The following is a 26076-nucleotide window of genomic DNA, read 5'->3' as shown; positions in this document are numbered from 1 at the left end:
GATGAACCTTCACCAATTGCGCTTCGTGCGCGAGGCCGTACGCCAGAACTACAACCTGACCGACGCCGCCAAGGCCCTGTTTACGTCGCAGCCCGGCGTCTCGAAGGCGATTATCGAGCTGGAGGAGGAGCTCGGCGTCGATATCTTCACCCGCCACGGCAAGCGCATCCGCGGCCTGACCGAGCCGGGACGGCTGGTGTTGCAGTCGGTGGAGTTGATTATGCAGGAAATCGACAGCCTCAAGCGAATCGGCAAGGAATACGCGGCCCAGGACAGCGGCAGCTTCACCATCGCCACCACGCACACGCAGGCGCGCTACACCTTGCCGAAGGTGGTGCAGGCCTTCATGCTGAAGTTTCCGAAGGTGCGCTTGTCTTTATTGCAAGGCAATCCGCAGCAGATCGCCGAAATGGTCCAGCGCGACCAGGCCGACCTGGCGATCGCCACCGAATCCATCGCCGGCATTACCGGCCTGATAACGTTGCCTTGTTATCAATGGGAACACGTGGTGGTGGTGGCGCCGGACCATCCTTTGCTTAAATCGAAGCAGGTGACCTTGGAAGAAATTGCCGCATTCCCCATCATCACGTACGATGGCGCCTTCGCCGGCCGCAGCAAGATAGACCACGCGTTTTCCCTGCGCGGGCTGAAGCTGGACGTGTTGCTGGAAGCCATAGACGCCGATGTGATCAAGACCTACGTGGAGTTGGGCATGGGGATTGGTATCATAGCGGGTATGGCCTATGACGCCGAGCGCGACAAGAACCTGCGCGCCATCCCTGTCGGCCATCTGTTCGGCATGAATGTGTCGCGGGTGGCGGTCAAGCAGGGCGCCTATCTGCGCAGCTATATATACACCTTTATTGAACTGCTGGCCCCCACGCTCAACCGCAAGTTGATCGAGCAGGCCATGAGCGGTGAAAAAGAGCACTACGAACTGTAACTAGAAAGCACTACCATGATTACCAATCAGTTGGCACAATTTTATGCCGTCAATGCCGACAACTACGACCAGGTCTACGCGCGCGAAGAGCGCTTCGACGATCTGGACGACCTGCAGGAAATGGTCGCCGAGCTGTTCCAGGGCCACAAGGTGCTGGAACTGGCCTGCGGCACCGCCTATTGGACCGATTTGATCGCCGAGGTGGCCGATTCCGTCCACGCCACGGATCTGCTCCCGGAAATGATCGCGCTGGCCGAGACGCGCGGCCTGGACGAGGACGTCGTGACCTTCGGCGTGATGGACGCGTTCAATCTGCCCGACGACCTGGAAGGAAAATATACCGCCGTGTTCGCCGCCGGGCTGTGGACCCACGTCAAGCGCGAAGACCAGGAGAAATACCTGAAGACCCTGCGCGCCAAGCTGGGCAAGGATGTGATGCTGGTGTTGCTCGACGAATCGTATGTCGATGGCGATACGATGGTGTTCGCCCGCACCGACTTGGAAGGCAATACCTTCCAGATCCTGACGGCGGACGACGGCCAGCGCTACGAGGTGATGCACAACTACCTGACCGACAGCACCCTGCGCAAGCGCTTCGCGGCGTCGGCCAAGCAGATCCGCATCGAGCGTCTGCAGTACTACTACCTGCTGAGCTGCAAGCTGAAATAAGCGGTTCGAAGGTAGATAGGGGATCAACGCTGCCGCGTTACCTTTTTTTTCATGAGTGATGTTGATTTACAACAAATTGGTGTTGTCACATTGTTGAAGTAATTGATAGGCATGATTCGCCCCGTGCAGCTTTCTTTCAACCTTCAGTAGAGAACATCAAGTGAAAAAACTTACTCTGGCAGCAATGATCATCGGCGGTTTCGCAGCGCAGGCGCAAGCTCAATCGAACGTCACGATCTACGGTATCGTCGATGCCGGTATCGTCAGCGAGCGCGGCGGCTCGGCCGGCAGCGTGACCAAAGTCACCAGCGGTATCGGCAGCCAGTCGCGTCTGGGTTTCCGCGGCACCGAAGACCTGGGCAATGGCCTGTCGGCGATCTTCCAGATCGAAACCGGCCTGAAAGTCGATGATGGCACCCTGGACAATGCCAACAACGCACTGTTCAACCGTCAGGCTTTCGTCGGTCTGCGCAGCAAGGAAGCCGGTACCCTGACCCTGGGCCGCCAGTACACCATGCTGTACAACGCCATGAGCCAGGTGGCCGACCCGTTCGGCGCCGGCTACGCTGGCTCGATCAAGAACTTGTTCCCGGCCGCCGGCGCCAACACCCGCGTCAGCAACGCCGTCGTCTACGCCACCCCGGTGTTCGCGGGCTTCAGCGCCGAAGCGCTGTACGCGCTGGGCGAGCAGGCCGGCAGCAACGAAGCGGGCCGTCAGTTCGGCCTGGGCCTGAACTACGGACAAGGCCCGCTGAACGCGCGTCTGGTCTACAACAACCGTAACAACGACACCGTCGCCGTCGGCACCACCCCGGCAGCGAACCGCGACTCGGGCCGCAACACCCTGTTCGCCGCCAATTACGACTTCCAGGTCGTCAAGGCTTACTTCGCCTACGGCGCCGACAAGGGCCTGAACAGCGCCGCGCTGCCGGTGGCCAACGCCTATGGCTACGCTGTCGCGCCACGCGCCAGCCTGGACAGCAACGACATTCTGATCGGCGTACAAGTGCCGGTCGGCAGCGGCACCATCATGGCGTCGGCGATCCGCAAGAACGACAAGACCCGCTTCAACCAGGATGCCGATCAGTGGGCCGTGGGTTACCTGCATGCGCTGTCGAAGCGTACCGGCGCGTACATCGCCTACGCCAAGATCAAGAACAAGAACGGCGCCGGCTACACCGTGGGTAACAACAACGAAGCCGGTACGGGCGACAAAGCCTTCAACGTTGGCGTGCGTCACTCGTTCTAAGCAGGATCGAAGGCGCTTTCCTGAGACCGCAGCGGCAACCGGATGATGATCCGGGTGCCGCCATCGCTGAGGATGGAAATGTCGCCTTGCAGTGCCCAGACCCGTTCGCGCATCCCGATCAGGCCGAAGGACGATGCCTTGTCCATGTCCTGTTCGGCGATGCCGCGACCGTCGTCGTGGATCGAAATTTGCAGCGACGATTCCGAGCGCCGCAGCGACAGCTCGACATTTTGCGCCTCCGCGTGGCGCGTGATATTGGTCAGCGCTTCCTGCGCGATGCGGAAGATGGCCGTGCTGTAGGCGTCATCGAGTATCAGATCCTCTTCATTCGCGTGCAACCGGCAAGAGATGCCGTAGCGCGACACGAATTCCTGGCGCAGGCTTTCGAGCGCAAAATACAAACCACCCTCGTCGAGCGCGCGCGGCCTTAGATTGCTGGCGATGCGCCGCAGCGACGTGATGGCCGACATCAGCAGATCGTCCATGCCCGCCTGCAGCTTGCGCGCGGCCGGATCGCCGCTCGACTTCTGTTGCAGCAGCGCCAGATCGACCCGCAACGTCGCCAGCAATTGGCCCAGATCGTCGTGCAGTTCGCGGGCGATGTGCTTGCGTTCCTCTTCCCGTATCGTTTGCAGCGCCGCCGACAGTTCGCGCAACTGCGAGTACGACTGCTCGAGCTGTTCTTGCACCTGCTTGCGCTCGGTGATGTCGCGCAGGATGATGGTGTAGATCTGGTGGCCGTTTTCCGACAGCGATGAGATCGAGCCCTCAAGCGGGAAGTGCTGGCCGTTGGCCTTCGTGCCGGTGACCGCGTAGTCGCTGGCGCGCCGCCCCTTCATGCGCAGGCGGATGCCGGTCGAGCCGAAGTAATGCGGGGATGCGTTGCCGCCGGTCTGGCGCTGGTCGCGCGGAATGAATTGCTGGAGCGGTACGCCTTCCATGGCTTGCACCGTGGTGCCGAACATGGCGGCGGCCGATGGGTTGGCCTGCAAAATGTGCTGGTGCTCGTCGGTGATGATGATGGCGTCGCTGGCGTGCTGGATAATGCCCCGGCTGCGCTTGTGCGCGGCGGAGGCGGCGCTGGAACAGAACCAGCCGAGGCGCCACGACAAGCGGGCGAACAAGGCTGCGCCGACGCTGATGGCGGGCAGCTTGAATAACGATCTGGCTTGGCCGGGCGTTTTCATGCGGCATCCCTCAGCCGGAGAGGGCGGCTGCAACCGATACAGTAGCGCAATCTCTTTTCAATCCTGTTGACGTGTCTCAAGCGGACGCCGGGCGCCGGCGTCCATGGATCGTCGTCACATCTGCTTGAACAAATGCAGGAAACTGCGGCTTACTTCAAGCTTGTCCGACTTACCCTTAATCATAACGAGATGACGGCCGCGGATGTCGCGCGTTACGCCTTCGATGGCGTTGACGTTGACCAGGGTGGCGCGGTGGATTTGCCAGAACAGCGCCGGATCGAGCTCCTCGGCCAGGTCGCGCACCGGCTTGCGGATCAGCGCCTCGTAGCGCTCGGTCTGCACGCAGGTGTATTTTTCGTCGGAGCGGAAGAACAGGATTTCCTCGACCGGAATCATGCGCAGGTCCTGGCCGATGCTGGCCTGTATCCACTGCAAATAAGCCGGCTTGGGCGCGGTGATTTTCTCGGCCAGTTGCGACAGCATCGCCGTCACGCTGGCGTTGACGTCGGCCGCCGGCTTGCTCAGGCGCGTCTTGAGGCGGTCGACGGTGATCTGCAAACGCTCGGGCTCGGGCGGCTTGAGCACGTAGTCGACGGCGCCGCGCTCGAACGCCTCGACCGCGTAGGCGTCGTAGGCGGTCACGAACACGATGTGGCTTTTGTTGCCGATCACGGTGGCCGCTTCCATGCCGGTCTTGCCGGGCATGCGGATATCGAGGAAGGTGAAGTCCGGCTTGAGCTGGTCGACCAGTTCGATCGCCTCGTCGCCGTTCTTGGCCTCGCCGATGATCTCCAGTTCGGGCCAGACCTGGCCCAGGCGCATGCGCAGTTGGTCGCGCATCAAACGTTCGTCATCGGCAATGATTGCTGTAGGCATGGGTGGTTTCAGCTTATTAAGTGTGAATGGTTATTTGGTCAATTATTCAACGAATCCGCGCAATAATCAATTGCTCTTATTTTGGTTCGTGTTTGGGTTCTTTATTGGCCAGCTGATACGGCACCTCGATGGTGGCGATGACCCCGCTCGGGCTGTTGGCCGCGATGAGCAGCTGTCCCTGGTCGCCGTGCAGCAGTTTCAGACGCTCGCGGATGGTCATCAGGCCCAGTCCGGTGCCGTCGCTGGGCACCGCGCCAAAGCCCAGGCCGTCGTCGCTGACGATGACGCGCAGTTTATTATGGGCCACGTCGGCGCGTACTTTGAGCGTGCCGCCCTGGGGCTTGGCTTCGAGGCCGTGCTTGATGGCGTTTTCCACCATCGACTGCAACATCATCGGCGGGAACGCGGCGCTGCGCAGGCCGTCGGGGATGTCGAAGTCGACCGTCAGCCGCTCTTCCATGCGCATTTTCAGCAGGTTCAGATAGGCCACCACCATGTCGGCTTCGCGGCCGAGGTTGGTGATCAGCGCGTTGTCGCGCATTTGCGGCAGCACCGCGCGCAGGTATTTGATCAGGCTGCGCTGCATGGCGGAGGCGCGCGGCGGGTCTGTCTCGATCAGGTGCTCGACCGACGCCAGCGTATTGAACAAGAAGTGCGGTTCGACTTGCGCCTGCATCATCTGCATCTTCGCTTCGCTCAGCTGGCGCTGCATGGATTCGCGCTCGACCGCCGCGTTGGCGGTCTGGGTTTCCGCTTCGGCGCGTTTTTTGCTGCCCATCAGCGCCTTGATGCCGAACAGGGCCAGCACCAGCAACGTGACGAAACTGCGGAACCAGGTCGATGCCTGACCGTGGTAGCGGGCGACTTTTTGCTCGGCCGCGTCGTCGACCGCTTCTTCAATGGCGTTGGATAATTCTTCGCCGATTTGTGGCGGCAGGTCGATGTGGACCTCTTCGCCAGGCAGGGTGGGCAGGGCGGGGACGGCCGGGGTGATCGTTTTGTCGGGCTTGCCGGGTTTGACATTCGGCGTGGCTGGCGGAGCAGGTTCGGCGGGCGCCTCGGGCTCGGCGGGAGGTGCCGGCTCGGTCGCGGGTGCCGGTTCGGCGCGCGGAACGCCGTTCTCGTCGACACTGCTGTCGGCTTTGTCGGCATCTTTGTTGCGCTTGCCGCGCATATTGAAGCGAATGCCGCTGTCGTCGATCACGATATTGGTGTCGGCGCCTTTGCGTTTTTTGTCACTGCGGACCACTTCCTCTTGAACCGGGCTCGACGAAAATAGCTCATCTTGCAGAATCGAGCCGGCGATCAGCATCAATACGGCGAACACCAGGAACTTCCACCACGACAGCTGGGTCACCCAGGTGGCGGTCGCATCGAAGCCGCGATGCAGCCAGGCGGCGGCGGTCTTCAGGGTGTCTTGCGTTTTGGGCATAGGAAACATGTAAGGCTTTCACTCTGGAGTATGAGTTTTGTGACGATGCAACTGTAACGGTGATGGCGGCGATGCGCCATGCCCATGCGACAGTCTGCAAGAAATAGGGACTGGACGGCGTGGAGAGGGGAACAGAAAAAGCGCTTGCCAAGCCTGTGGGCGCTTTGCTATAGTTCGCCTCCTCGCAAAACGACGCATGCAAATGCAGAGTGAAACGAGAAAAGAAGAAGTGGCTGAGGGGTTGACGAAATAAGCGAAACGCTTCATACTCTTTCTTCTGCGCTGACGAACAAAACGATTTGTCAAGCGTGCAAGCAGTACCAGTATCACCGAATACACGTTCTTTAAAAATTAACAGTCGATAAGTGTGGACGTTTGATGAAAGTGCACGCGGGACTTCGGTTCCGCGATACTTAAAATATCAAATGTTCACAAGAAGTAATGAAGTAGGCGCTACGAAAGTAGTGGCCTGTCAGTATTTTGAGTGAGCGACCTCTTAGTAATAAGAGTGCCGGTAAAACGGCAAAAGTAACAGAGATTAAACTGAAGAGTTTGATCCTGGCTCAGATTGAACGCTGGCGGCATGCCTTACACATGCAAGTCGAACGGCAGCGCGGGGCAACCTGGCGGCGAGTGGCGAACGGGTGAGTAATATATCGGAACGTACCCTGGAGTGGGGGATAACGTAGCGAAAGTTACGCTAATACCGCATACGATCTAAGGATGAAAGTGGGGGATCGCAAGACCTCATGCTCCTGGAGCGGCCGATATCTGATTAGCTAGTTGGTAGGGTAAAAGCCTACCAAGGCATCGATCAGTAGCTGGTCTGAGAGGACGACCAGCCACACTGGAACTGAGACACGGTCCAGACTCCTACGGGAGGCAGCAGTGGGGAATTTTGGACAATGGGCGCAAGCCTGATCCAGCAATGCCGCGTGAGTGAAGAAGGCCTTCGGGTTGTAAAGCTCTTTTGTCAGGGAAGAAACGGGTCTTTCTAATAAAGAGGCCTAATGACGGTACCTGAAGAATAAGCACCGGCTAACTACGTGCCAGCAGCCGCGGTAATACGTAGGGTGCAAGCGTTAATCGGAATTACTGGGCGTAAAGCGTGCGCAGGCGGTTTTGTAAGTCTGTTGTGAAATCCCCGGGCTCAACCTGGGAATGGCAATGGAGACTGCAAGGCTAGAGTTTGGCAGAGGGGGGTAGAATTCCACGTGTAGCAGTGAAATGCGTAGATATGTGGAGGAACACCGATGGCGAAGGCAGCCCCCTGGGTCAAAACTGACGCTCATGCACGAAAGCGTGGGGAGCAAACAGGATTAGATACCCTGGTAGTCCACGCCCTAAACGATGTCTACTAGTTGTCGGGTCTTAATTGACTTGGTAACGCAGCTAACGCGTGAAGTAGACCGCCTGGGGAGTACGGTCGCAAGATTAAAACTCAAAGGAATTGACGGGGACCCGCACAAGCGGTGGATGATGTGGATTAATTCGATGCAACGCGAAAAACCTTACCTACCCTTGACATGGATGGAATCCCGGAGAGATTTGGGAGTGCTCGAAAGAGAACCATCACACAGGTGCTGCATGGCTGTCGTCAGCTCGTGTCGTGAGATGTTGGGTTAAGTCCCGCAACGAGCGCAACCCTTGTCATTAGTTGCTACGAAAGGGCACTCTAATGAGACTGCCGGTGACAAACCGGAGGAAGGTGGGGATGACGTCAAGTCCTCATGGCCCTTATGGGTAGGGCTTCACACGTCATACAATGGTACATACAGAGCGCCGCCAACCCGCGAGGGGGAGCTAATCGCAGAAAGTGTATCGTAGTCCGGATTGTAGTCTGCAACTCGACTGCATGAAGTTGGAATCGCTAGTAATCGCGGATCAGCATGTCGCGGTGAATACGTTCCCGGGTCTTGTACACACCGCCCGTCACACCATGGGAGCGGGTTTTACCAGAAGTAGGTAGCTTAACCGCAAGGAGGGCGCTTACCACGGTAGGATTCGTGACTGGGGTGAAGTCGTAACAAGGTAGCCGTATCGGAAGGTGCGGCTGGATCACCTCCTTTCTAGAGTGGCACGAACCCGTTAAACGGTTCACTCATCAAGCGTTCACACTTATCGACTGTCAATATAAAGAACAGCATTTGGGGCTGTAGCTCAGCTGGTTAGAGCACCGTGTTGATAACGCGGGGGTCGTTGGTTCGAGTCCAACCAGCCCTACCAGTTTTACCCTAGTAGTACATCTCAGGGGGATTAGCTCAGCTGGGAGAGCACCTGCTTTGCAAGCAGGGGGTCGTCGGTTCGATCCCGTCATCCTCCACCAAGAGTTCAAATGTAAGGGTAAGCCTTTAGATTTGATCTTTTAGAGATCAAGTGCTGTACGTTCTTTAACAATCTGGAAGAAGTAAGTAAATTTTTATTGATCGCATCACCGACAGGTGACGCGATGGGTAATGATTGTATGTATCAACAAACGCAACAACGTAGTACTTCTTATTCCTATAAACGCTCCTTGTAGACGCGCGGTCAGCGGCGCAGGGGCTAACGTTATAGGGACAAGTGAATAAGTGCACATGGTGGATGCCTTGGCGATTACAGGCGATGAAGGACGTAGTAGCTTGCGATAAGCTGCGGGGAGCTAGCAAACAAGCTTTGATCCGCAGATTTCCGAATGGGGAAACCCGGCCTTTTAGGTCATTGCATACTGAATACATAGGTATGCAAAGCGAACGCGGCGAACTGAAACATCTAAGTAGCTGCAGGAAAATAAATCAACCGAGATTCCCAAAGTAGTGGCGAGCGAAATGGGAAGAGCCTGCACGTTTTAGCACGACGCATAACAGAATCCTCTGGAAATAGGAGCCATAGCGGGTGATAGCCCCGTATGTGAAATGCGATGTGTGGAACTAAGCGTGCGACAAGTAGGGCGGGACACGAGAAATCCTGTCTGAATATGGGGGGACCATCCTCCAAGGCTAAATACTCGTAATCGACCGATAGTGAACCAGTACCGTGAGGGAAAGGCGAAAAGAACCCCGGGAGGGGAGTGAAATAGATCCTGAAACCGTGTGCATACAAACAGTAGGAGCGGACTTGTTCCGTGACTGCGTACCTTTTGTATAATGGGTCAGCGACTTACATTCAGTGGCAAGGTTAACCATATAGGGAAGCCGTAGAGAAATCGAGTCCGAACAGGGCGATAGTCGCTGGGTGTAGACCCGAAACCAAGTGATCTACTCATGGCCAGGATGAAGGTGCGGTAACACGCACTGGAGGTCCGAACCCACTAATGTTGAAAAATTAGGGGATGAGCTGTGGGTAGGGGTGAAAGGCTAAACAAACTTGGAAATAGCTGGTTCTCTCCGAAAACTATTTAGGTAGTGCCTCAAGTATCACCATCGGGGGTAGAGCACTGTTATGGCTAGGGGGTCATCGCGACTTACCAAACCATTGCAAACTCCGAATACCGATGAGTGCGAGCTTGGGAGACAGACGTCGGGTGCTAACGTCCGGCGTCAAGAGGGAAACAACCCAGACCGCCAGCTAAGGTCCCAAAGATTGGCTAAGTGGAAAACGAAGTGGGAAGGCTAAAACAGTCAGGATGTTGGCTTAGAAGCAGCCATCATTTAAAGAAAGCGTAATAGCTCACTGATCGAGTCGTCCTGCGCGGAAGATGTAACGGGGCTAAGCCAGTCACCGAAGCTGCGGATATGCGCAAGCATATGGTAGGAGAGCGTTCTGTAAGCCTGCGAAGGTGTCTTGTAAAGGATGCTGGAGGTATCAGAAGTGCGAATGCTGACATGAGTAGCGATAATGGGGGTGAAAAGCCCCCACGCCGTAAGCCCAAGGTTTCCTGTTCAACGTTCATCGGAGCAGGGTGAGTCGGCCCCTAAGGCGAGGCAGAGATGCGTAGCTGATGGGAAGCAGGTTAATATTCCTGCACCGTCGTATGATGCGATGGGGGGACGGATCGCGGAAGGTTGTCCAACTGTTGGAATAGTTGGTTGCTGCTTCATAGAAGGCGCTTAGGCAAATCCGGGCGCGTAATTCAAGGGAGTGGGACGAGAGACTTAGGTCTCGAAGCAATCGGAAGTGGTTCCAAGAAAAGCCTCTAAGCTTCAGTCATACGAGACCGTACCGCAAACCGACACAGGTGGGCGAGATGAGTATTCTAAGGCGCTTGAGAGAACTCGGGAGAAGGAACTCGGCAAATTGGTACCGTAACTTCGGGAAAAGGTACGCCCTTGTAGCTTGGCTGATTTACTTCAGTAGGGTGAACGGGTTGCAATAAACTGGTGGCTGCGACTGTTTAATAAAAACACAGCACTCTGCAAACACGAAAGTGGACGTATAGGGTGTGACGCCTGCCCGGTGCTGGAAGATTAAATGATGGGGTGCAAGCTCTTGATTGAAGTCCCAGTAAACGGCGGCCGTAACTATAACGGTCCTAAGGTAGCGAAATTCCTTGTCGGGTAAGTTCCGACCTGCACGAATGGCGTAACGATGGCCACACTGTCTCCTCCCGAGACTCAGCGAAGTTGAAGTGTTTGTGATGATGCAATCTACCCGCGGCTAGACGGAAAGACCCCATGAACCTTTACTGTAGCTTTGCATTGGACTTTGAATCAATCTGTGTAGGATAGGTGGGAGGCTTTGAAGCGGGGACGCCAGTTCTCGTGGAGCCAACCTTGAAATACCACCCTGGTTCATTTGAGGTTCTAACCTTGGCCCGTTATCCGGGTCGGGGACAGTGCATGGTAGGCAGTTTGACTGGGGCGGTCTCCTCCTAAAGTGTAACGGAGGAGTTCGAAGGTACGCTAGGTACGGTCGGACATCGTGCTAATAGTGCAATGGCATAAGCGTGCTTAACTGCGAGACTGACAAGTCGAGCAGGTACGAAAGTAGGACATAGTGATCCGGTGGTTCTGTATGGAAGGGCCATCGCTCAACGGATAAAAGGTACTCTGGGGATAACAGGCTGATTCCTCCCAAGAGTTCATATCGACGGGGGAGTTTGGCACCTCGATGTCGGCTCATCACATCCTGGGGCTGTAGCCGGTCCCAAGGGTATGGCTGTTCGCCATTTAAAGTGGTACGTGAGCTGGGTTTAAAACGTCGTGAGACAGTTTGGTCCCTATCTGCCGTGGGCGTTGGAAATTTGAAGGGGGCTGCTCCTAGTACGAGAGGACCGGAGTGGACAGACCTCTGGTGTACCGGTTGTCACGCCAGTGGCATTGCCGGGTAGCTAAGTCTGGAAGAGATAACCGCTGAAAGCATCTAAGCGGGAAACTTGCCTTAAGATGAGATTTCCCAGAGCCTTGAGCTCTTTGAAGGGTCGTTCGAGACCAGGACGTTGATAGGTCAGGTGTGGAAGTGCAGTAATGCATTAAGCTAACTGATACTAATTGCCCGTACGGCTTGTCCCTATAACCTTAGCAGGTTATGGTGAATAAGAAGTGCGTTGAGGCGTTCGTTGATACACAACTTCATTACCCAGTATTGAGATACTAATTACTTACTACTTCCAGATTAGAGTGCCGTTGCCCAACAGGGAACGACCACTCAGACAAGTCAATGCCTGATGACCATAGCAAGTTGGTCCCACCCCTTCCCATCCCGAACAGGACCGTGAAACAACTCTGCGCCGATGATAGTGCTGCAACCAGTGTGAAAGTAGGTTATCGTCAGGCTAGTTATATTAAAAAGCCTCATCAGCCTGAACGCGCTCAAGATCGCGTTCGGTGCCGATGGGGCTTTTTTTCGTTTATACGACGCGCAATCCTTATCGTTCTCCGAAACTTTGTGTGATGCGGTCCAATATAATCGCCACTAACACTACGTATAAGCCGCTCTCAAAACCCAGTCCCACATCCAATTGCTGAGTGCTGCTTAATACTTCGCCCCCAAGACCACCGGCGCCGACTCCAGTTGTTCCTTGTCCACCTGCAAAATCCCGATGGGGGTCAGCCGCACCGTCGGCGGCATCGCGAAAATCACCGTGGCGATGATGCCCGGCACGCGCCCCAGACCAAAAAGCATCACCGCCGGGATCAGATAAACAAAGGCCGGCATGGTCTGCATGAAATCCAGCACCGGGCGCAGCACCGCGTGCACATGCCGGTTCCTCGCCGCTAAAATTCCAATGGGCACGCCCAACGCCAGGCTGATCAACGTAGCCGACAAGGTCAGTCCCAAGGTGACGATCGTCTGCGGCCAATAGCCCAGCACCGTGATCAACAACAAGGACAATCCCGCAAAAACCGCGAAGCGCCAGGACAGGCGGCGCCAGCCGAGGATCACGGCAAAGGCAATCACCACCCATGCTGGCGCCAGTTGCACCACACTTTCAATGACACCGGCCAAACCTTCGATGACGCGACCGGCGCTGTCGAACAGGTCGCTGTTGTGATCGATGAGCAAACGGACCGCCGCGTTGACCGCGTCTCCCAGCGGCAAATATTGATGGAGTTGTTCGAACATCTCAGCCCCTGGCGCTGGCGCGTGAGCAGGCTGCGGCCGGCGATGTAGAGCGGGAAGGCGGCGCCGGCTGGCGGCGTCGCGCCATCGTATGGATATTCCGAGCCTGACCCTGGGCGATTACCCGTTGTTGATCCAGGCGGCGGTCGCTGGACACGGGGTGGCGCTGGGCTGGCGCCCGCTCGTGGATGAGTTGGTGCGCGATGGCCAGTTGGTCACGCTGCCGGCGCCGGCGCTGAGCACGGCGCGCGGCTACTTCCTGGTGCGCCCCCACGGCCGCGAGCCGTGGGAAGCGCTCGACAGCCTGGGCGAGTGGATTGTGCGCGGTTGCGCCTAGAAATTGAAGCGCGCGCCGAACGAGAACAGCGACACTTCGGTTTTGGTCAGATAGCTGGCGTCCACGCCGATCGACCACTGGCGGTTGAAGGCGTAGCTGACGCCGACGCCAACCATCGGATCGGTTTCATCGCGGTCGGGCAGGTCGCTGCGGTTGCCCTGCATCGAGGTGCGGCCGATGCCGGCGCGGCCGAACAGGCTGACGCGCTCGCTGAGCGGCACCGTGCCCTGGACGGCGATGCCGTAGGTGCGATCCGGGTAGTAGCCTGCCTCGGTGAACATGCCGCGGAACGGATTAAGGCTCAGGCCCCGGGTATAGACGTCAAAGCCGAAGTTGGGGCTGTACTGGTAGCCGATCGCGCCGCCGACCGAAAAGTCACTACTGTTGTCCACGTATTTGGACGAGACCGAGGCGCGTCCGCCGGAGACGCCGAGATAGACGCCGGGTTCGAAAGGGGCCGCAAACGATGGGCCGGCAACGGCAAGCGCGGCCGCCGCGATGATCAAGAGTCGCATATAGTTCCTTAAAGGTGAGACTGTAAATGGCGGCATTGGTTTATTTGCAATGCCATCCGCCCCGCATCCTACCCTCAAATTATCTTTACGGCAACCTTGCCGTTTCCGCCGGCTGGGGCGCCAGCATGCGGCGCATCGCCTCGGCTTCCTCGCCGGGACTGCGGCCGAAGTAGCGTTTGAATTCGCGGCTGAACTGCGACGGACTTTCGTAGCCGACCTTGGCCGACGCCGCCTGCGCCGTGATGTCGCTGCGCGCCATCAGCAGCCGCGCCTGGTGCAGCCGGGCCGACTTCAGATACTGGATCGGTGAGCAGTGCGTCACCGATTTGAAGTGCACGTGGAATGCCGGCACGCTCATGCTGGCCTCGGCCGCCAGCATGCCGACATCCATGTCCGCCGCGCAATCGGCGTGGATGCGGCGCAGCGCCTTGGCGATGCGGCCGAACTGGCCCTGGCTGGTCAGCGCGGCGCGCATCGCCGCGCCTTGCTCGCCCATCAGCACGCGGAAGCAGATTTCACGCACGATGGCGGGACCGAGCACGCGTGCCTCCAGCGGCGAGTTCAGCGCCTCCATGAGGCGCAACACGGTTTCGCGCAGGCGTTGGTCCATCCGCGTGGTCATCATTCCCTTGGGCATGGCCGGCACTTCGTTGGCCGTCTGGTCGATGGCAAACATCAGGTCGGCCAGCGTGGTGCGGTCGACGCGGATGACCAGACCCATGAACGGTTCCTCGACCGACGCCTCGGTGGCGCTGAGGAACGGCGTGGGAATGGCCACCACCAGGTAATGTTCGGCGTCGAACTGCAGCACGTCGTCGCCGAAGTGGGCGCGCTTGCGGCCCTGCAGCACGATGGCGATGCACGGGTCGGACATGGCCGGCGCCTTGGTCACGCTTTCCGTGGCGCGGGTCAGGCGCACGTCTTCGAGCGCCGTCTCGGTGTAGCCGTCGTGCTTTGCCAGACTGGTGTGCAGAGCGATCATGCGTTCCAATTAATTTCTCCAAACGTACAGTAATGAATAGGAATGATCCATCAAACCGGCGGCCGTGGCTACGGGACTATTGACGATGTATAGGATTAGGCAAGAAACACATAGGCATGTGCATTCGCAGCATCGCCGGATGTTCGTATGATGCAGTCTGGTTTTACTACCATTGAAAGGACCGCACCATGACTGCTACACACACCAATCGAAAGGTGATACTGATTGCTGGCGCCAGCCGGGGCAGCGGTCCTGCCACCGCGCGCCAGTTGGCCGGCGAGGGCCATCACGTGGTGCTGGGGGCGCGGCGCTCCGCCAAGTTGCATGCGCTGGTGACGGAGATCCGCAGCGCCGGCGGTTCGGCGGAGTGGTTCGCACTGGACGTCTCGCGACCGGAGGAAATGCGCGAATTCCTGGCGTTTGCCGAAGACGTCCACAAGCGCATCGACGTCGTCATCAATAATTGCTGAGGACGTGGTGCCACTCGCCTAGGCAGCTTTCGGCGTAAACAGTATTTGCAACAGCGTGTCGGCCGTGGCCTGAAGTTCTTCCGGCGCGTGGTAGATGCGTTCCATCACCACATTGCCGCGTGTGAACGTGACCAGCAAACGTGTGGCGTCCTTAGGCGGCAGGCGCAGCCGCGCGACGGCGTCGGGCGCCGACAGCCGTTCCTCCAATACCTCCCCCAATCCTTCCAGCATGTCGCGCAACGCCTGGCGCACCGCGTCATCCATCGCTGTTTCGTCGGTGGCGATTTTGGTCGTCAGGCAGCCGCGCGTGGACGAGGAGGGCGTATCGTCATCCTGGGGGATGGGTTGCGACATCGAACCGATGACGTAACCGAAGAAATCGCGCAGCGCCTCGACGGGATCGTCCGCCAGCATCCGTTCCCGCGCCGCCGCCAGATAGCGTTGCTTGTAACGGGCGAACGCCAGCAAAAAGATCGATTGCTTGTCGCCATAAGCGTTATAAAGCGACCCGCGCAGCACGCCGGTGGCCTGCGCCAGGTCCTGCATCGAGGTTGAGGCGTAGCCCTGCCGCCAGAAAACGTGCATCGCGCGCTCCAGCGTTTCTTCTTCGTTGAATTGTTTTATGCCTGCCATGGAGCGGATTATCGCCATTCTTGACAGTGGTGTCAAGTTTGACTATGCTGTAAAACATGATGGACGGCTAAGGATCGTTGATGAATCACGCAGAAGACAAGGGCGCGGCCGGCCGCGCTATATTCGCCGGTTTGTGCGCCAGCCTGGTCGGCATTGGCCTGGCGCGCTTCGGCTACACGCCGCTGATACCGCCGCTGATCGAGGCGCATTGGTTTGCCGCGCAGGACGTTGTCTATCTCGGCGCGGCCAATCTGGTTGGTTATCTGGTGGGCGCATTGATCGGGCGCCCGCTGGCTGCGCGGTTGACGGCGCGGTCGACGCTGCGTGTGATGATGATGCTGGCTTCGCTGGCGTTCTTTGCCTGTGCGTTCCCACTGTCGGTGAGCTGGTTCTTTGCCTGGCGCCTGCTGTCGGGGGTATCGGGCGGCATCATCATGGTGCTGGTGGCGTCGACCGTGTTGCCGCATGTGCCGGTCGAGCGCAGGGGTATGGCGAGCGGGGCAATATTCCTGGGTGTGGGCGTCGGCATCGCGGCGTCGGGCACGGTGGTGCCGATGTTGCTGGGTGTCGGCCTGCGCGAGACGTGGTTGGGACTGGGTGCGCTGGCGCTGGTGCTGAGTATCGCAAGCTGGTTTTGCTGGCCGCATGCCGGGCACGCCCATGCCGCCGCTGCTCAAGGCGCGGAGCCGGCCGCGCCCATAGCCAGCGCGCGCTTCGATCTGAACGTACTATACGTCCAGTATGCCTTGATGGCGATTGGTCTGGTTCCGCTGATGGTGTTCCTGGTCGACTATGTGGCGCGCGGTTTGGGATGGGGGACGCATACGGCGGCCCTGTTCTGGGTCGCTTACGGCATCGGCGCGATTGCCGGCCCGATGGTGTATGGGGCATTGACCGATCGCATCGGCCCTACGCGCACCGGCCAGTTGGCGCTGTGTCTGCAGGCGGCAGTGATCGGGTTGATGATGTTGTCCCACAATCATTTTGTGCTGATCGCGGCGACCGTTGTCGTCGGCTCCTTCCCGCCCGGCATCGTGCCGATTGTGCTTGGCCGCGTCCATCAGCTACTGCCCGGCGATGCGCATCGCCAGAGCGCCGTGTGGAGTCGCGCCACGACGGTGTTTGCGTTGTTCCAGGCGTTGGCCGGGTATGGCTATTCCTACCTGTTCGCGCAGAGCGGCGGCGACCACCGTTTGTTGATGGGAATTGGGGCCGTGGCGTTGTTGGTGGCGGCACTTGCGGATGGTGTGAAGAAAGTTCTTGCCAAGCCCGGAGCGGCTTTGCTATAGTTCGCCTCCTCGCAAAACGGCGCACACAAAACAACGTGTTGCAGAGTGAAACGAGAAGAAAAAGAAGGTTGACGAAACGGTCTAAACGATTCATACTCTTCCTTCTTCGCTGACAGACAAAACGATTTGTTAGCGACGCAGTACCAAACAAAGTTCTTTAAAAATTAACAGTCGATAAGTGTGGACGTTTGATGAAGGTGCACGCGGAACCTCGGTTCCGCGATACTTAAAATATCAAATGTTCACAAGAAGTAATGAAATAGGCGCTACGAAAGTAGTGGCCTGTCAGTATTTTGAGTGAGCGACCTCTTAGCAATAAGAGTGCCGGTAAAACGGCAAAAGTAACAGAGATTAAACTGAAGAGTTTGATCCTGGCTCAGATTGAACGCTGGCGGCATGCCTTACACATGCAAGTCGAACGGCAGCGCGGGGCAACCTGGCGGCGAGTGGCGAACGGGTGAGTAATATATCGGAACGTACCCTGGAGTGGGGGATAACGTAGCGAAAGTTACGCTAATACCGCATACGATCTAAGGATGAAAGTGGGGGATCGCAAGACCTCATGCTCCTGGAGCGGCCGATATCTGATTAGCTAGTTGGTAGGGTAAAAGCCTACCAAGGCATCGATCAGTAGCTGGTCTGAGAGGACGACCAGCCACACTGGAACTGAGACACGGTCCAGACTCCTACGGGAGGCAGCAGTGGGGAATTTTGGACAATGGGCGCAAGCCTGATCCAGCAATGCCGCGTGAGTGAAGAAGGCCTTCGGGTTGTAAAGCTCTTTTGTCAGGGAAGAAACGGGTCTTTCTAATACAGAGGCCTAATGACGGTACCTGAAGAATAAGCACCGGCTAACTACGTGCCAGCAGCCGCGGTAATACGTAGGGTGCAAGCGTTAATCGGAATTACTGGGCGTAAAGCGTGCGCAGGCGGTTTTGTAAGTCTGTTGTGAAATCCCCGGGCTCAACCTGGGAATGGCAATGGAGACTGCAAGGCTAGAGTTTGGCAGAGGGGGGTAGAATTCCACGTGTAGCAGTGAAATGCGTAGATATGTGGAGGAACACCGATGGCGAAGGCAGCCCCCTGGGTCAAAACTGACGCTCATGCACGAAAGCGTGGGGAGCAAACAGGATTAGATACCCTGGTAGTCCACGCCCTAAACGATGTCTACTAGTTGTCGGGTCTTAATTGACTTGGTAACGCAGCTAACGCGTGAAGTAGACCGCCTGGGGAGTACGGTCGCAAGATTAAAACTCAAAGGAATTGACGGGGACCCGCACAAGCGGTGGATGATGTGGATTAATTCGATGCAACGCGAAAAACCTTACCTACCCTTGACATGGATGGAATCCCGGAGAGATTTGGGAGTGCTCGAAAGAGAACCATCACACAGGTGCTGCATGGCTGTCGTCAGCTCGTGTCGTGAGATGTTGGGTTAAGTCCCGCAACGAGCGCAACCCTTGTCATTAGTTGCTACGAAAGGGCACTCTAATGAGACTGCCGGTGACAAACCGGAGGAAGGTGGGGATGACGTCAAGTCCTCATGGCCCTTATGGGTAGGGCTTCACACGTCATACAATGGTACATACAGAGCGCCGCCAACCCGCGAGGGGGAGCTAATCGCAGAAAGTGTATCGTAGTCCGGATTGTAGTCTGCAACTCGACTGCATGAAGTTGGAATCGCTAGTAATCGCGGATCAGCATGTCGCGGTGAATACGTTCCCGGGTCTTGTACACACCGCCCGTCACACCATGGGAGCGGGTTTTACCAGAAGTAGGTAGCTTAACCGCAAGGAGGGCGCTTACCACGGTAGGATTCGTGACTGGGGTGAAGTCGTAACAAGGTAGCCGTATCGGAAGGTGCGGCTGGATCACCTCCTTTCTAGAGTGGCACGAACCCGTTAAACGGTTCACTCATCAAGCGTTCACACTTATCGACTGTCAATATAAAGAACAGCATTTGGGGCTGTAGCTCAGCTGGTTAGAGCACCGTGTTGATAACGCGGGGGTCGTTGGTTCGAGTCCAACCAGCCCTACCAGTTTCTGCCTGTAGTACATCTCAGGGGGATTAGCTCAGCTGGGAGAGCACCTGCTTTGCAAGCAGGGGGTCGTCGGTTCGATCCCGTCATCCTCCACCAAAAAGTTCAAATGTAAGCAACGCCAATCGCGTGTGTTTAGATTTGGTCTTTTAGAGATCAAGTGCTGTACGTTCTTTAACAATCTGGAAGAAGTAAGTAAATTTTTATTGATCGCGACACCGACAGGTGGCGCGATGGGTAATGATTGTATGTATCAACAAACGCAACAACGTAGTACTTCTTATTCCTATAAACGCTCCTTGTTTAGTCGCAGGGGCTAACGTTATAGGGACAAGTGAATAAGTGCACATGGTGGATGCCTTGGCGATTACAGGCGATGAAGGACGTAGTAGCTTGCGATAAGCTGCGGGGAGCTAGCAAACAAGCTTTGATCCGCAGATTTCCGAATGGGGAAACCCGGCCTTTTAGGTCATTGCATACTGAATACATAGGTATGCAAAGCGAACGCGGCGAACTGAAACATCTAAGTAGCTGCAGGAAAATAAATCAACCGAGATTCCCAAAGTAGTGGCGAGCGAAATGGGAAGAGCCTGCACGTTTTAGCATGACGCATAACAGAATCCTCTGGAAATAGGAGCCATAGCGGGTGATAGCCCCGTATGTGAAATGCGATGTGTGGAACTAAGCGTGCGACAAGTAGGGCGGGACACGAGAAATCCTGTCTGAATATGGGGGGACCATCCTCCAAGGCTAAATACTCGTAATCGACCGATAGTGAACCAGTACCGTGAGGGAAAGGCGAAAAGAACCCCGGGAGGGGAGTGAAATAGATCCTGAAACCGTGTGCATACAAACAGTAGGAGCGGACTTGTTCCGTGACTGCGTACCTTTTGTATAATGGGTCAGCGACTTACATTCAGTGGCAAGGTTAACCATATAGGGAAGCCGTAGAGAAATCGAGTCCGAACAGGGCGATAGTCGCTGGGTGTAGACCCGAAACCAAGTGATCTACTCATGGCCAGGATGAAGGTGCGGTAACACGCACTGGAGGTCCGAACCCACTAATGTTGAAAAATTAGGGGATGAGCTGTGGGTAGGGGTGAAAGGCTAAACAAACTTGGAAATAGCTGGTTCTCTCCGAAAACTATTTAGGTAGTGCCTCAAGTATCACCATCGGGGGTAGAGCACTGTTATGGCTAGGGGGTCATCGCGACTTACCAAACCATTGCAAACTCCGAATACCGATGAGTGCGAGCTTGGGAGACAGACGTCGGGTGCTAACGTCCGGCGTCAAGAGGGAAACAACCCAGACCGCCAGCTAAGGTCCCAAAGATTGGCTAAGTGGAAAACGAAGTGGGAAGGCTAAAACAGTCAGGATGTTGGCTTAGAAGCAGCCATCATTTAAAGAAAGCGTAATAGCTCACTGATCGAGTCGTCCTGCGCGGAAGATGTAACGGGGCTAAGCCAGTCACCGAAGCTGCGGATATGCGCAAGCATATGGTAGGAGAGCGTTCTGTAAGCCTGCGAAGGTGTCTTGTAAAGGATGCTGGAGGTATCAGAAGTGCGAATGCTGACATGAGTAGCGATAATGGGGGTGAAAAGCCCCCACGCCGTAAGCCCAAGGTTTCCTGTTCAACGTTCATCGGAGCAGGGTGAGTCGGCCCCTAAGGCGAGGCAGAGATGCGTAGCTGATGGGAAGCAGGTTAATATTCCTGCACCGTCGTATGATGCGATGGGGGGACGGATCGCGGAAGGTTGTCCAACTGTTGGAATAGTTGGTTGCTGCTTCATAGAAGGCGCTTAGGCAAATCCGGGCGCGTAATTCAAGGGAGTGGGACGAGAGACTTAGGTCTCGAAGCAATCGGAAGTGGTTCCAAGAAAAGCCTCTAAGCTTCAGTCATACGAGACCGTACCGCAAACCGACACAGGTGGGCGAGATGAGTATTCTAAGGCGCTTGAGAGAACTCGGGAGAAGGAACTCGGCAAATTGGTACCGTAACTTCGGGAAAAGGTACGCCCTTGTAGCTTGGCTGATTTACTTCAGTAGGGTGAACGGGTTGCAATAAACTGGTGGCTGCGACTGTTTAATAAAAACACAGCACTCTGCAAACACGAAAGTGGACGTATAGGGTGTGACGCCTGCCCGGTGCTGGAAGATTAAATGATGGGGTGCAAGCTCTTGATTGAAGTCCCAGTAAACGGCGGCCGTAACTATAACGGTCCTAAGGTAGCGAAATTCCTTGTCGGGTAAGTTCCGACCTGCACGAATGGCGTAACGATGGCCACACTGTCTCCTCCCGAGACTCAGCGAAGTTGAAGTGTTTGTGATGATGCAATCTACCCGCGGCTAGACGGAAAGACCCCATGAACCTTTACTGTAGCTTTGCATTGGACTTTGAATCAATCTGTGTAGGATAGGTGGGAGGCTTTGAAGCGGGGACGCCAGTTCTCGTGGAGCCAACCTTGAAATACCACCCTGGTTCATTTGAGGTTCTAACCTTGGCCCGTTATCCGGGTCGGGGACAGTGCATGGTAGGCAGTTTGACTGGGGCGGTCTCCTCCTAAAGTGTAACGGAGGAGTTCGAAGGTACGCTAGGTACGGTCGGACATCGTGCTAATAGTGCAATGGCATAAGCGTGCTTAACTGCGAGACTGACAAGTCGAGCAGGTACGAAAGTAGGACATAGTGATCCGGTGGTTCTGTATGGAAGGGCCATCGCTCAACGGATAAAAGGTACTCTGGGGATAACAGGCTGATTCCTCCCAAGAGTTCATATCGACGGGGGAGTTTGGCACCTCGATGTCGGCTCATCACATCCTGGGGCTGTAGCCGGTCCCAAGGGTATGGCTGTTCGCCATTTAAAGTGGTACGTGAGCTGGGTTTAAAACGTCGTGAGACAGTTTGGTCCCTATCTGCCGTGGGCGTTGGAAATTTGAAGGGGGCTGCTCCTAGTACGAGAGGACCGGAGTGGACAGACCTCTGGTGTACCGGTTGTCACGCCAGTGGCATTGCCGGGTAGCTAAGTCTGGAAGAGATAACCGCTGAAAGCATCTAAGCGGGAAACTTGCCTTAAGATGAGATTTCCCAGAGCCTTGAGCTCTTTGAAGGGTCGTTCGAGACCAGGACGTTGATAGGTCAGGTGTGGAAGTGCAGTAATGCATTAAGCTAACTGATACTAATTGCCCGTACGGCTTGTCCCTATAACCTTAGCAGGTTATGGTGAATAAGAAGTGCGTTGAGGCGTTCGTTGATACACAACTTCATTACCCAGTATTGAGATACTAATTACTTACTACTTCCAGATTAGAGTGCCGTTGCCCAACAGGGAACGACCACTCAGACAAGTCAATGCCTGATGACCATAGCAAGTTGGTCCCACCCCTTCCCATCCCGAACAGGACCGTGAAACAACTCTGCGCCGATGATAGTGCTGCAACCAGTGTGAAAGTAGGTTATCGTCAGGCTAGTTATATTAAAAAAGCCCCTTCCAGTGATCTGGTCGGGGCTTTTTTTCGTCTGGACGAAACGTTAATGACGTTTCGGAGACACGTAGGGCGGATTAGCGAAGCGTAATCCGCCATTGATAACCCGCCCGCAGCTCAGGCATGAGCGATCGCCTCATGCCGGCGTATCCTCCCAAGCAAATACTGCAGACACTCCAGCACCTCGAACTGATGGTGCAAGAAATACCGCGCCGCGCTGTCCTTGCTGCGCCCGATGCGCACCGTCAGCCAGGACTCCGGCGCATCCCGGAAGATCTGCTCATCCGCCTCATCCTCGCCGATGTACAGCGCCGTATGCCGCGAGGCATGATCCAGCACCGTATTCAGCGTCATGCGCTTGCCCGGCGCGTCCGGCGGCAGCAAATTGATGCCGCTGCGCGCTCCGACCACCACCGGCGCCGGCTCCAGCGCAGCCAGCACCCGCTCAATCTCCCGCATGGTGCGCGGCCGGTCGCGCAGCAGCCGGTAATGCAGCCACAGGGAACACCCGTGATCGGCGATCAGCAATCCAGGATCGACTTTGTGCAAGCCATGCTCGTCGATCATCTGCCGCAACCAGGCCGCGCAGATATCCCGCGCACGCGGCGCGTCATCCTCCTGGCCGGGCAAACAGCCCGAGCCGTGATTTCCAACGAGATAAGCGGGACGCACCGGCAACCGCGCCTCGACATCGTCCAGGCCGCGACCGGTAATGACGGCGACCGGCAGCAAAGCGCACAGGTCGCGGAAGCAACGCTCCAGCGCCGGCTGCATGCGTGCCTGGCTGGGCAGCACGACTGGCGGCGCCAGGGTGCCGTCGAAAGTGAAGGCGAGTACCGGCTCGGTCGCGACAAGTTCCGCGAGTGCCCGTTTGCCGGCTAATGAAAGCAAATGAATCATGCCCCTCCTTGTTGCGCGGCGCCTGCTCCTTGAGAGCGGCGGCCTGCGGATGATCAGAGGGGTTCGAACTGAACCGTATCGTGGCGGCGGAGAACGCCTTGCCACGGAGCTCGGGCAGACATCGCCCGTTCAAACCCAGTTAAAGAAATTTATCGTACTGCCCGGAATGTCGCATGTCAAACGCGATCCTATTGAACACTTGATGTAGAAATGATTCGACGCAACTATAAGCGTTGCCTTTTGCGCTTTTTGTGCCTTGGGGCATGTATGATGGACGATCGCACTGTTCAACTTTTGAGGTGTATTCATGGCAAATAAATTCCGTCTGGTCACCCGCAGCGATTTCGACGGCCTCGTCTGCGCCGTGCTGCTGAAACACCTGGACATGATCGACGACATCCTGTTTGTGCATCCGAAGGACATGCAAGACGGGAAGATCGCGATCACCGACAACGACATCACGACCAATCTTCCCTACGTGCCGGGCGTGCACATCGCCTTCGACCACCATCTGTCGGAAACCATCCGCAACACCGGCGAGCGCGCCAACCACGTGATCCACCCGGAGGCGCCGTCGGCCGCGCGGGTGGTCTACGATTACTACGGCGCCGAGAAAGCTTTCCCGGCATCGTGGGGCGACATGATGGCGGCGGTCGACAAGGGCGACGCCGCGCGCTTCAACGAACAGGAAGTGCTCAATCCGCAAGGCTGGGACTTGCTGAACTTCCTGATGGACGCGCGCACCGGCTTGGGCCGCTTCCGCGAGTTCCGTATCTCCAACTACAATCTGATGATGGACTTGATCGACGCGTGCAAGAACCATACGATCGAGCAGATCATGGCTTTGCCGGACGTGAAGGAGCGCAAGGACCTGTATTTCGAGCATGCGGAAAAGTGCAAGGACCAGATCCGCCGCTGCGCGCAGGTGCACAAAAACCTGGTGGTGCTGGATCTGCGCAACGAGGAAATCATCTTCGCCGGCAATCGCTTCATCATCTATGCGCTGTTCCCGCAGACGAACATCTCGATCCACGTGCTGTGGGGGCTGAAGAACCAGAACACCGTCTTCGCCACCGGCAAATCGATCTTGAACCGCACGTCGAAAACCAACATCGGCGCCCTGATGCTGGAGTACGGCGGTGGCGGGCACGAGAACGCCGGCACCTGCCAGGTCGACAACGAGCGCGCCGAGGAGGTACTGGGCGCGCTGATCCACCGGATCAATTCCGAAGGATAAAAAAACGGCGCCGAGGCGCCGTTTTTCATGTCCGCGATCCGTCGCCGGTCAGAACTCTTTTTCCGGCAGCGCGATCTGGTTGTCGGTGCTGAACTGGTAGTCCTTGAACACGTGCTCGGCCGACAGCAGCTGGTAATCGCCGTCCGGCTTCTTGTGCGTGGTGTCCTTCAGGCGGTAGGTGTAGTGGCCGCAGGTCCAGCAGTTGAAGTTACGCATGTGCGTGCACAGGCAGGTCTTGTCCATCACGACGATGTTTTTCTCGTTCGGATGCGCCGCCACTTCGCGGTTGTACGAGTTGATGTAGGCGCAATTGCCGGTCGCGTCCAGCAGGTAGCCGTAGGATTCGCAGCCCGGACGGATGCCGCCGCCGATCGCCGGCGTGCTTTTGAGCATGCGCATCGGATAGCCGGTCGGCGAGATGCCGTTGACGATGATGTCGTCCTCGGTGGCCCTGACGTATTCCTGCTTGACCTTGGCCGGCAGGCCGCATTCGTTGGTGATGGTAAAGCGGGTCGCCACCTGCACGCCCGCCGCGCCCGCTTCGAGGAAGCTGACGGCGTCGCTGCCGGTGAAGATGCCGCCGGCCGCGATCAGCGGAATGTCGAGGTTCTCGGTTTTCAGGTAGGCCAGCAATTCCTTGGTGATCGCCATCAGGTCGTATTCGGCCCAGTCCATGCCGAAGCCAAGGTGGCCGCCGGCCAGCGGGCCTTCGACAATGATGAAGTCCGGTAGGCGGTTCAGCTTGGCGTTCTTGCGCAGGAAGATTTGCAGCGCGCGCACCGACGACACGATGATGCCCAGCTTGGCTTCGCGGAAGCGCGGGTGGTCAGCCATCAAGGCGAACGAGCCGAAGTGCAGGCCGGCCGACAGCGTGATGCCGTCGATGCCGGCGTCGAGCGCCGCGTTCAGGCGCGTGCGCAGGGTCTCGCGCGGACCGTTCATGGTCAGCTTTTCCATGCAGTTCACGAAAATCAGGCCATCGCCTTTTTTCGCCGCCATGGTGGCGCCGATGTGGCGGCGCTGGGCGTCGGCCAGGCGCTCGAGGTCGAACTGCACGACCGACTTGTCCGAATTGTTGATGTTGAACTTGTAGAGCTTGGTTTTATCCTTGACGAAGCTCGTATCGAACTTGCGGTCGGACACGTCTTCGACCATTGCATCGGAGATGTGGCCGATGCCGCCCAGGCGGGCCGCTTCCAGCGCCAGTTCCGAGGTCGAAATGTCCACACCCATTCCGCCGACCATGATGGGCACGTACTCGTTTTTGCCAAATCGCAGGCGGAAATCATCAACACGTTTCATTGCTATCCTTAGACTACCGAGGTTGTTTGCCGGGCGTGGCCCGGCGGTATGCA

14 protein-coding genes, 4 tRNA genes, 6 rRNA genes and 2 pseudogenes are annotated in these 26076 nt (G+C 57.0%); 17 read left to right on the top strand and 9 right to left on the bottom strand.

Features of this window, described 5'->3' with window-relative positions; translation table 11 throughout:
* The first annotated feature begins 1 nt into the window (after position 1).
* The 3 genes from NHH73_23145 (at position 2) to NHH73_23135 (ending at position 2861) form a co-directional block, all read left to right on the top strand.
* On the top strand, positions 2 to 943 hold the full coding sequence (locus tag NHH73_23145) for a CysB family HTH-type transcriptional regulator (GenBank protein USX25449.1): 942 nt from the start codon (positions 2 to 4) through the stop codon (positions 941 to 943).
* A gap of 15 nt (positions 944 to 958) precedes the next feature.
* Positions 959 to 1612 carry a class I SAM-dependent methyltransferase gene (locus NHH73_23140; protein USX25448.1) on the top strand — a complete coding sequence of 218 codons (654 nt, stop codon included), beginning with the start codon at positions 959 to 961 and terminating at the stop codon, positions 1610 to 1612.
* A gap of 184 nt (positions 1613 to 1796) precedes the next feature.
* Entirely contained in the window at positions 1797 to 2861 is a 1065-nt protein-coding gene (locus NHH73_23135; GenBank protein ID USX29684.1) for a porin, read from the top strand.
* Here NHH73_23135 and NHH73_23130 read toward each other — a convergent pair.
* The 3 genes from NHH73_23130 to NHH73_23120 all read right to left on the bottom strand — a co-directional run bounded on the left by NHH73_23130 (position 2858) and on the right by NHH73_23120 (position 6365).
* Complete coding sequence (locus tag NHH73_23130; protein ID USX25447.1) at positions 2858 to 4048, bottom strand: PAS domain-containing sensor histidine kinase; 1191 nt, start codon at positions 4046 to 4048, stop codon at positions 2858 to 2860. The genes NHH73_23135 and NHH73_23130 overlap by 4 nt on opposite strands.
* Positions 4049 to 4162: 114 nt before the next feature.
* Positions 4163 to 4924: a LytTR family DNA-binding domain-containing protein gene (locus NHH73_23125; protein USX25446.1), complete on the bottom strand. Its 762-nt coding sequence runs from the start codon at positions 4922 to 4924 to the stop codon at positions 4163 to 4165.
* 76 nt (positions 4925 to 5000) lie between these two features.
* Positions 5001 to 6365 (bottom strand): histidine kinase, encoded by a 1365-nt coding sequence (locus NHH73_23120; protein USX25445.1) that lies wholly within the window; start codon positions 6363 to 6365, stop codon positions 5001 to 5003.
* A 531-nt stretch (positions 6366 to 6896) separates the two neighbouring features.
* On the opposite strand from NHH73_23120, the gene NHH73_23115 reads away from it, so the two are divergent.
* From NHH73_23115 to rrf (NHH73_23095), 5 genes are all read left to right on the top strand, one after another.
* Positions 6897 to 8425, top strand: a 16S ribosomal RNA gene (locus tag NHH73_23115).
* An 80-nt stretch (positions 8426 to 8505) separates the two neighbouring features.
* Positions 8506 to 8582, top strand: a tRNA-Ile gene (locus NHH73_23110).
* A gap of 24 nt (positions 8583 to 8606) precedes the next feature.
* A tRNA-Ala gene (locus tag NHH73_23105) sits at positions 8607 to 8682 on the top strand.
* A 230-nt stretch (positions 8683 to 8912) separates the two neighbouring features.
* Positions 8913 to 11785, top strand: a 23S ribosomal RNA gene (locus NHH73_23100).
* A 151-nt stretch (positions 11786 to 11936) separates the two neighbouring features.
* Positions 11937 to 12049: ribosomal RNA gene (gene rrf / locus NHH73_23095) — 5S ribosomal RNA — on the top strand.
* Together the 16S, 23S and 5S rRNA genes with 2 tRNA genes alongside form the textbook arrangement of a ribosomal RNA operon.
* 92 nt (positions 12050 to 12141) lie before the next feature.
* On the opposite strand, the pseudogene NHH73_23090 reads toward rrf (NHH73_23095), so the two are convergent.
* A pseudogene (locus NHH73_23090) lies at positions 12142 to 12839 on the bottom strand (ABC transporter permease subunit).
* A gap of 109 nt (positions 12840 to 12948) precedes the next feature.
* On the opposite strand from NHH73_23090, the pseudogene NHH73_23085 reads away from it, so the two are divergent.
* Positions 12949 to 13107: pseudogene (locus NHH73_23085) on the top strand (LysR family transcriptional regulator).
* Between the two features lie 62 nt (positions 13108 to 13169).
* On the opposite strand, the gene NHH73_23080 reads toward NHH73_23085, so the two are convergent.
* Together NHH73_23080 and NHH73_23075 are read right to left on the bottom strand one after the other, a co-directional pair.
* The gene (locus NHH73_23080; GenBank protein ID USX25444.1) at positions 13170 to 13688 is read right to left on the bottom strand and encodes a porin family protein; all 519 of its coding nucleotides are present in this window, start codon (positions 13686 to 13688) and stop codon (positions 13170 to 13172) included.
* Positions 13689 to 13773: 85 nt separating this feature from the next.
* Positions 13774 to 14670, bottom strand: a complete 897-nt coding sequence (locus NHH73_23075) for an AraC family transcriptional regulator (GenBank protein ID USX29683.1) — start codon at positions 14668 to 14670, stop codon at positions 13774 to 13776.
* 188 nt (positions 14671 to 14858) lie between these two features.
* Between NHH73_23075 and NHH73_23070 the strand changes: the two genes are divergently transcribed.
* Complete coding sequence (locus tag NHH73_23070; GenBank protein ID USX25443.1) at positions 14859 to 15140, top strand: SDR family oxidoreductase; 282 nt, start codon at positions 14859 to 14861, stop codon at positions 15138 to 15140.
* An 18-nt stretch (positions 15141 to 15158) separates the two neighbouring features.
* Here NHH73_23070 and NHH73_23065 read toward each other — a convergent pair whose 3' ends face one another.
* On the bottom strand, positions 15159 to 15773 hold the full coding sequence (locus NHH73_23065) for a TetR/AcrR family transcriptional regulator (GenBank protein USX25442.1): 615 nt from the start codon (positions 15771 to 15773) through the stop codon (positions 15159 to 15161).
* Positions 15774 to 15853: 80 nt separating this feature from the next.
* On the opposite strand from NHH73_23065, the gene NHH73_23060 reads away from it, so the two are divergent.
* The 6 genes from NHH73_23060 to rrf (NHH73_23035) all read left to right on the top strand — a co-directional run bounded on the left by NHH73_23060 (position 15854) and on the right by rrf (NHH73_23035) (position 22566).
* A complete protein-coding gene (locus tag NHH73_23060) occupies positions 15854 to 17062 on the top strand; it encodes an MFS transporter (GenBank protein ID USX25441.1) in 1209 nt (402 codons plus the stop codon).
* Between the two features lie 353 nt (positions 17063 to 17415).
* A 16S ribosomal RNA gene (locus NHH73_23055) occupies positions 17416 to 18944 on the top strand.
* An 80-nt stretch (positions 18945 to 19024) separates the two neighbouring features.
* Positions 19025 to 19101, top strand: a tRNA-Ile gene (locus NHH73_23050).
* Positions 19102 to 19124: 23 nt separating this feature from the next.
* A tRNA-Ala gene (locus NHH73_23045) sits at positions 19125 to 19200 on the top strand.
* A gap of 229 nt (positions 19201 to 19429) precedes the next feature.
* Positions 19430 to 22302 (top strand): 23S ribosomal RNA (locus NHH73_23040).
* 151 nt (positions 22303 to 22453) lie between these two features.
* Positions 22454 to 22566 (top strand): 5S ribosomal RNA (gene rrf, locus NHH73_23035).
* 135 nt (positions 22567 to 22701) lie between these two features.
* Here rrf (NHH73_23035) and NHH73_23030 read toward each other — a convergent pair.
* Positions 22702 to 23484 carry a hypothetical protein gene (locus NHH73_23030; GenBank protein ID USX25440.1) on the bottom strand — a complete coding sequence of 261 codons (783 nt, stop codon included), beginning with the start codon at positions 23482 to 23484 and terminating at the stop codon, positions 22702 to 22704.
* Positions 23485 to 23791: 307 nt separating this feature from the next.
* Between NHH73_23030 and NHH73_23025 the strand changes: the two genes are divergently transcribed.
* The gene (locus NHH73_23025; protein USX25439.1) at positions 23792 to 24721 is read left to right on the top strand and encodes an exopolyphosphatase; all 930 of its coding nucleotides are present in this window, start codon (positions 23792 to 23794) and stop codon (positions 24719 to 24721) included.
* Positions 24722 to 24769: 48 nt separating this feature from the next.
* Here the strand turns inward: NHH73_23025 and NHH73_23020 are convergent, their stop codons facing one another.
* Positions 24770 to 26023 carry a nitronate monooxygenase gene (locus tag NHH73_23020; protein USX25438.1) on the bottom strand — a complete coding sequence of 418 codons (1254 nt, stop codon included), beginning with the start codon at positions 26021 to 26023 and terminating at the stop codon, positions 24770 to 24772.
* Between the last annotated feature and the right edge of the window lie 53 nt (positions 26024 to 26076).

It is taken from the genome of Oxalobacteraceae bacterium OTU3CINTB1 (genome assembly GCA_024123955.1).
Classification (GTDB): domain Bacteria; phylum Pseudomonadota; class Gammaproteobacteria; order Burkholderiales; family Burkholderiaceae_D; genus Rugamonas.
Note: the sequence above shows the minus strand (reverse complement) of the source record. Positions and strands in the feature narration are given on the sequence as shown.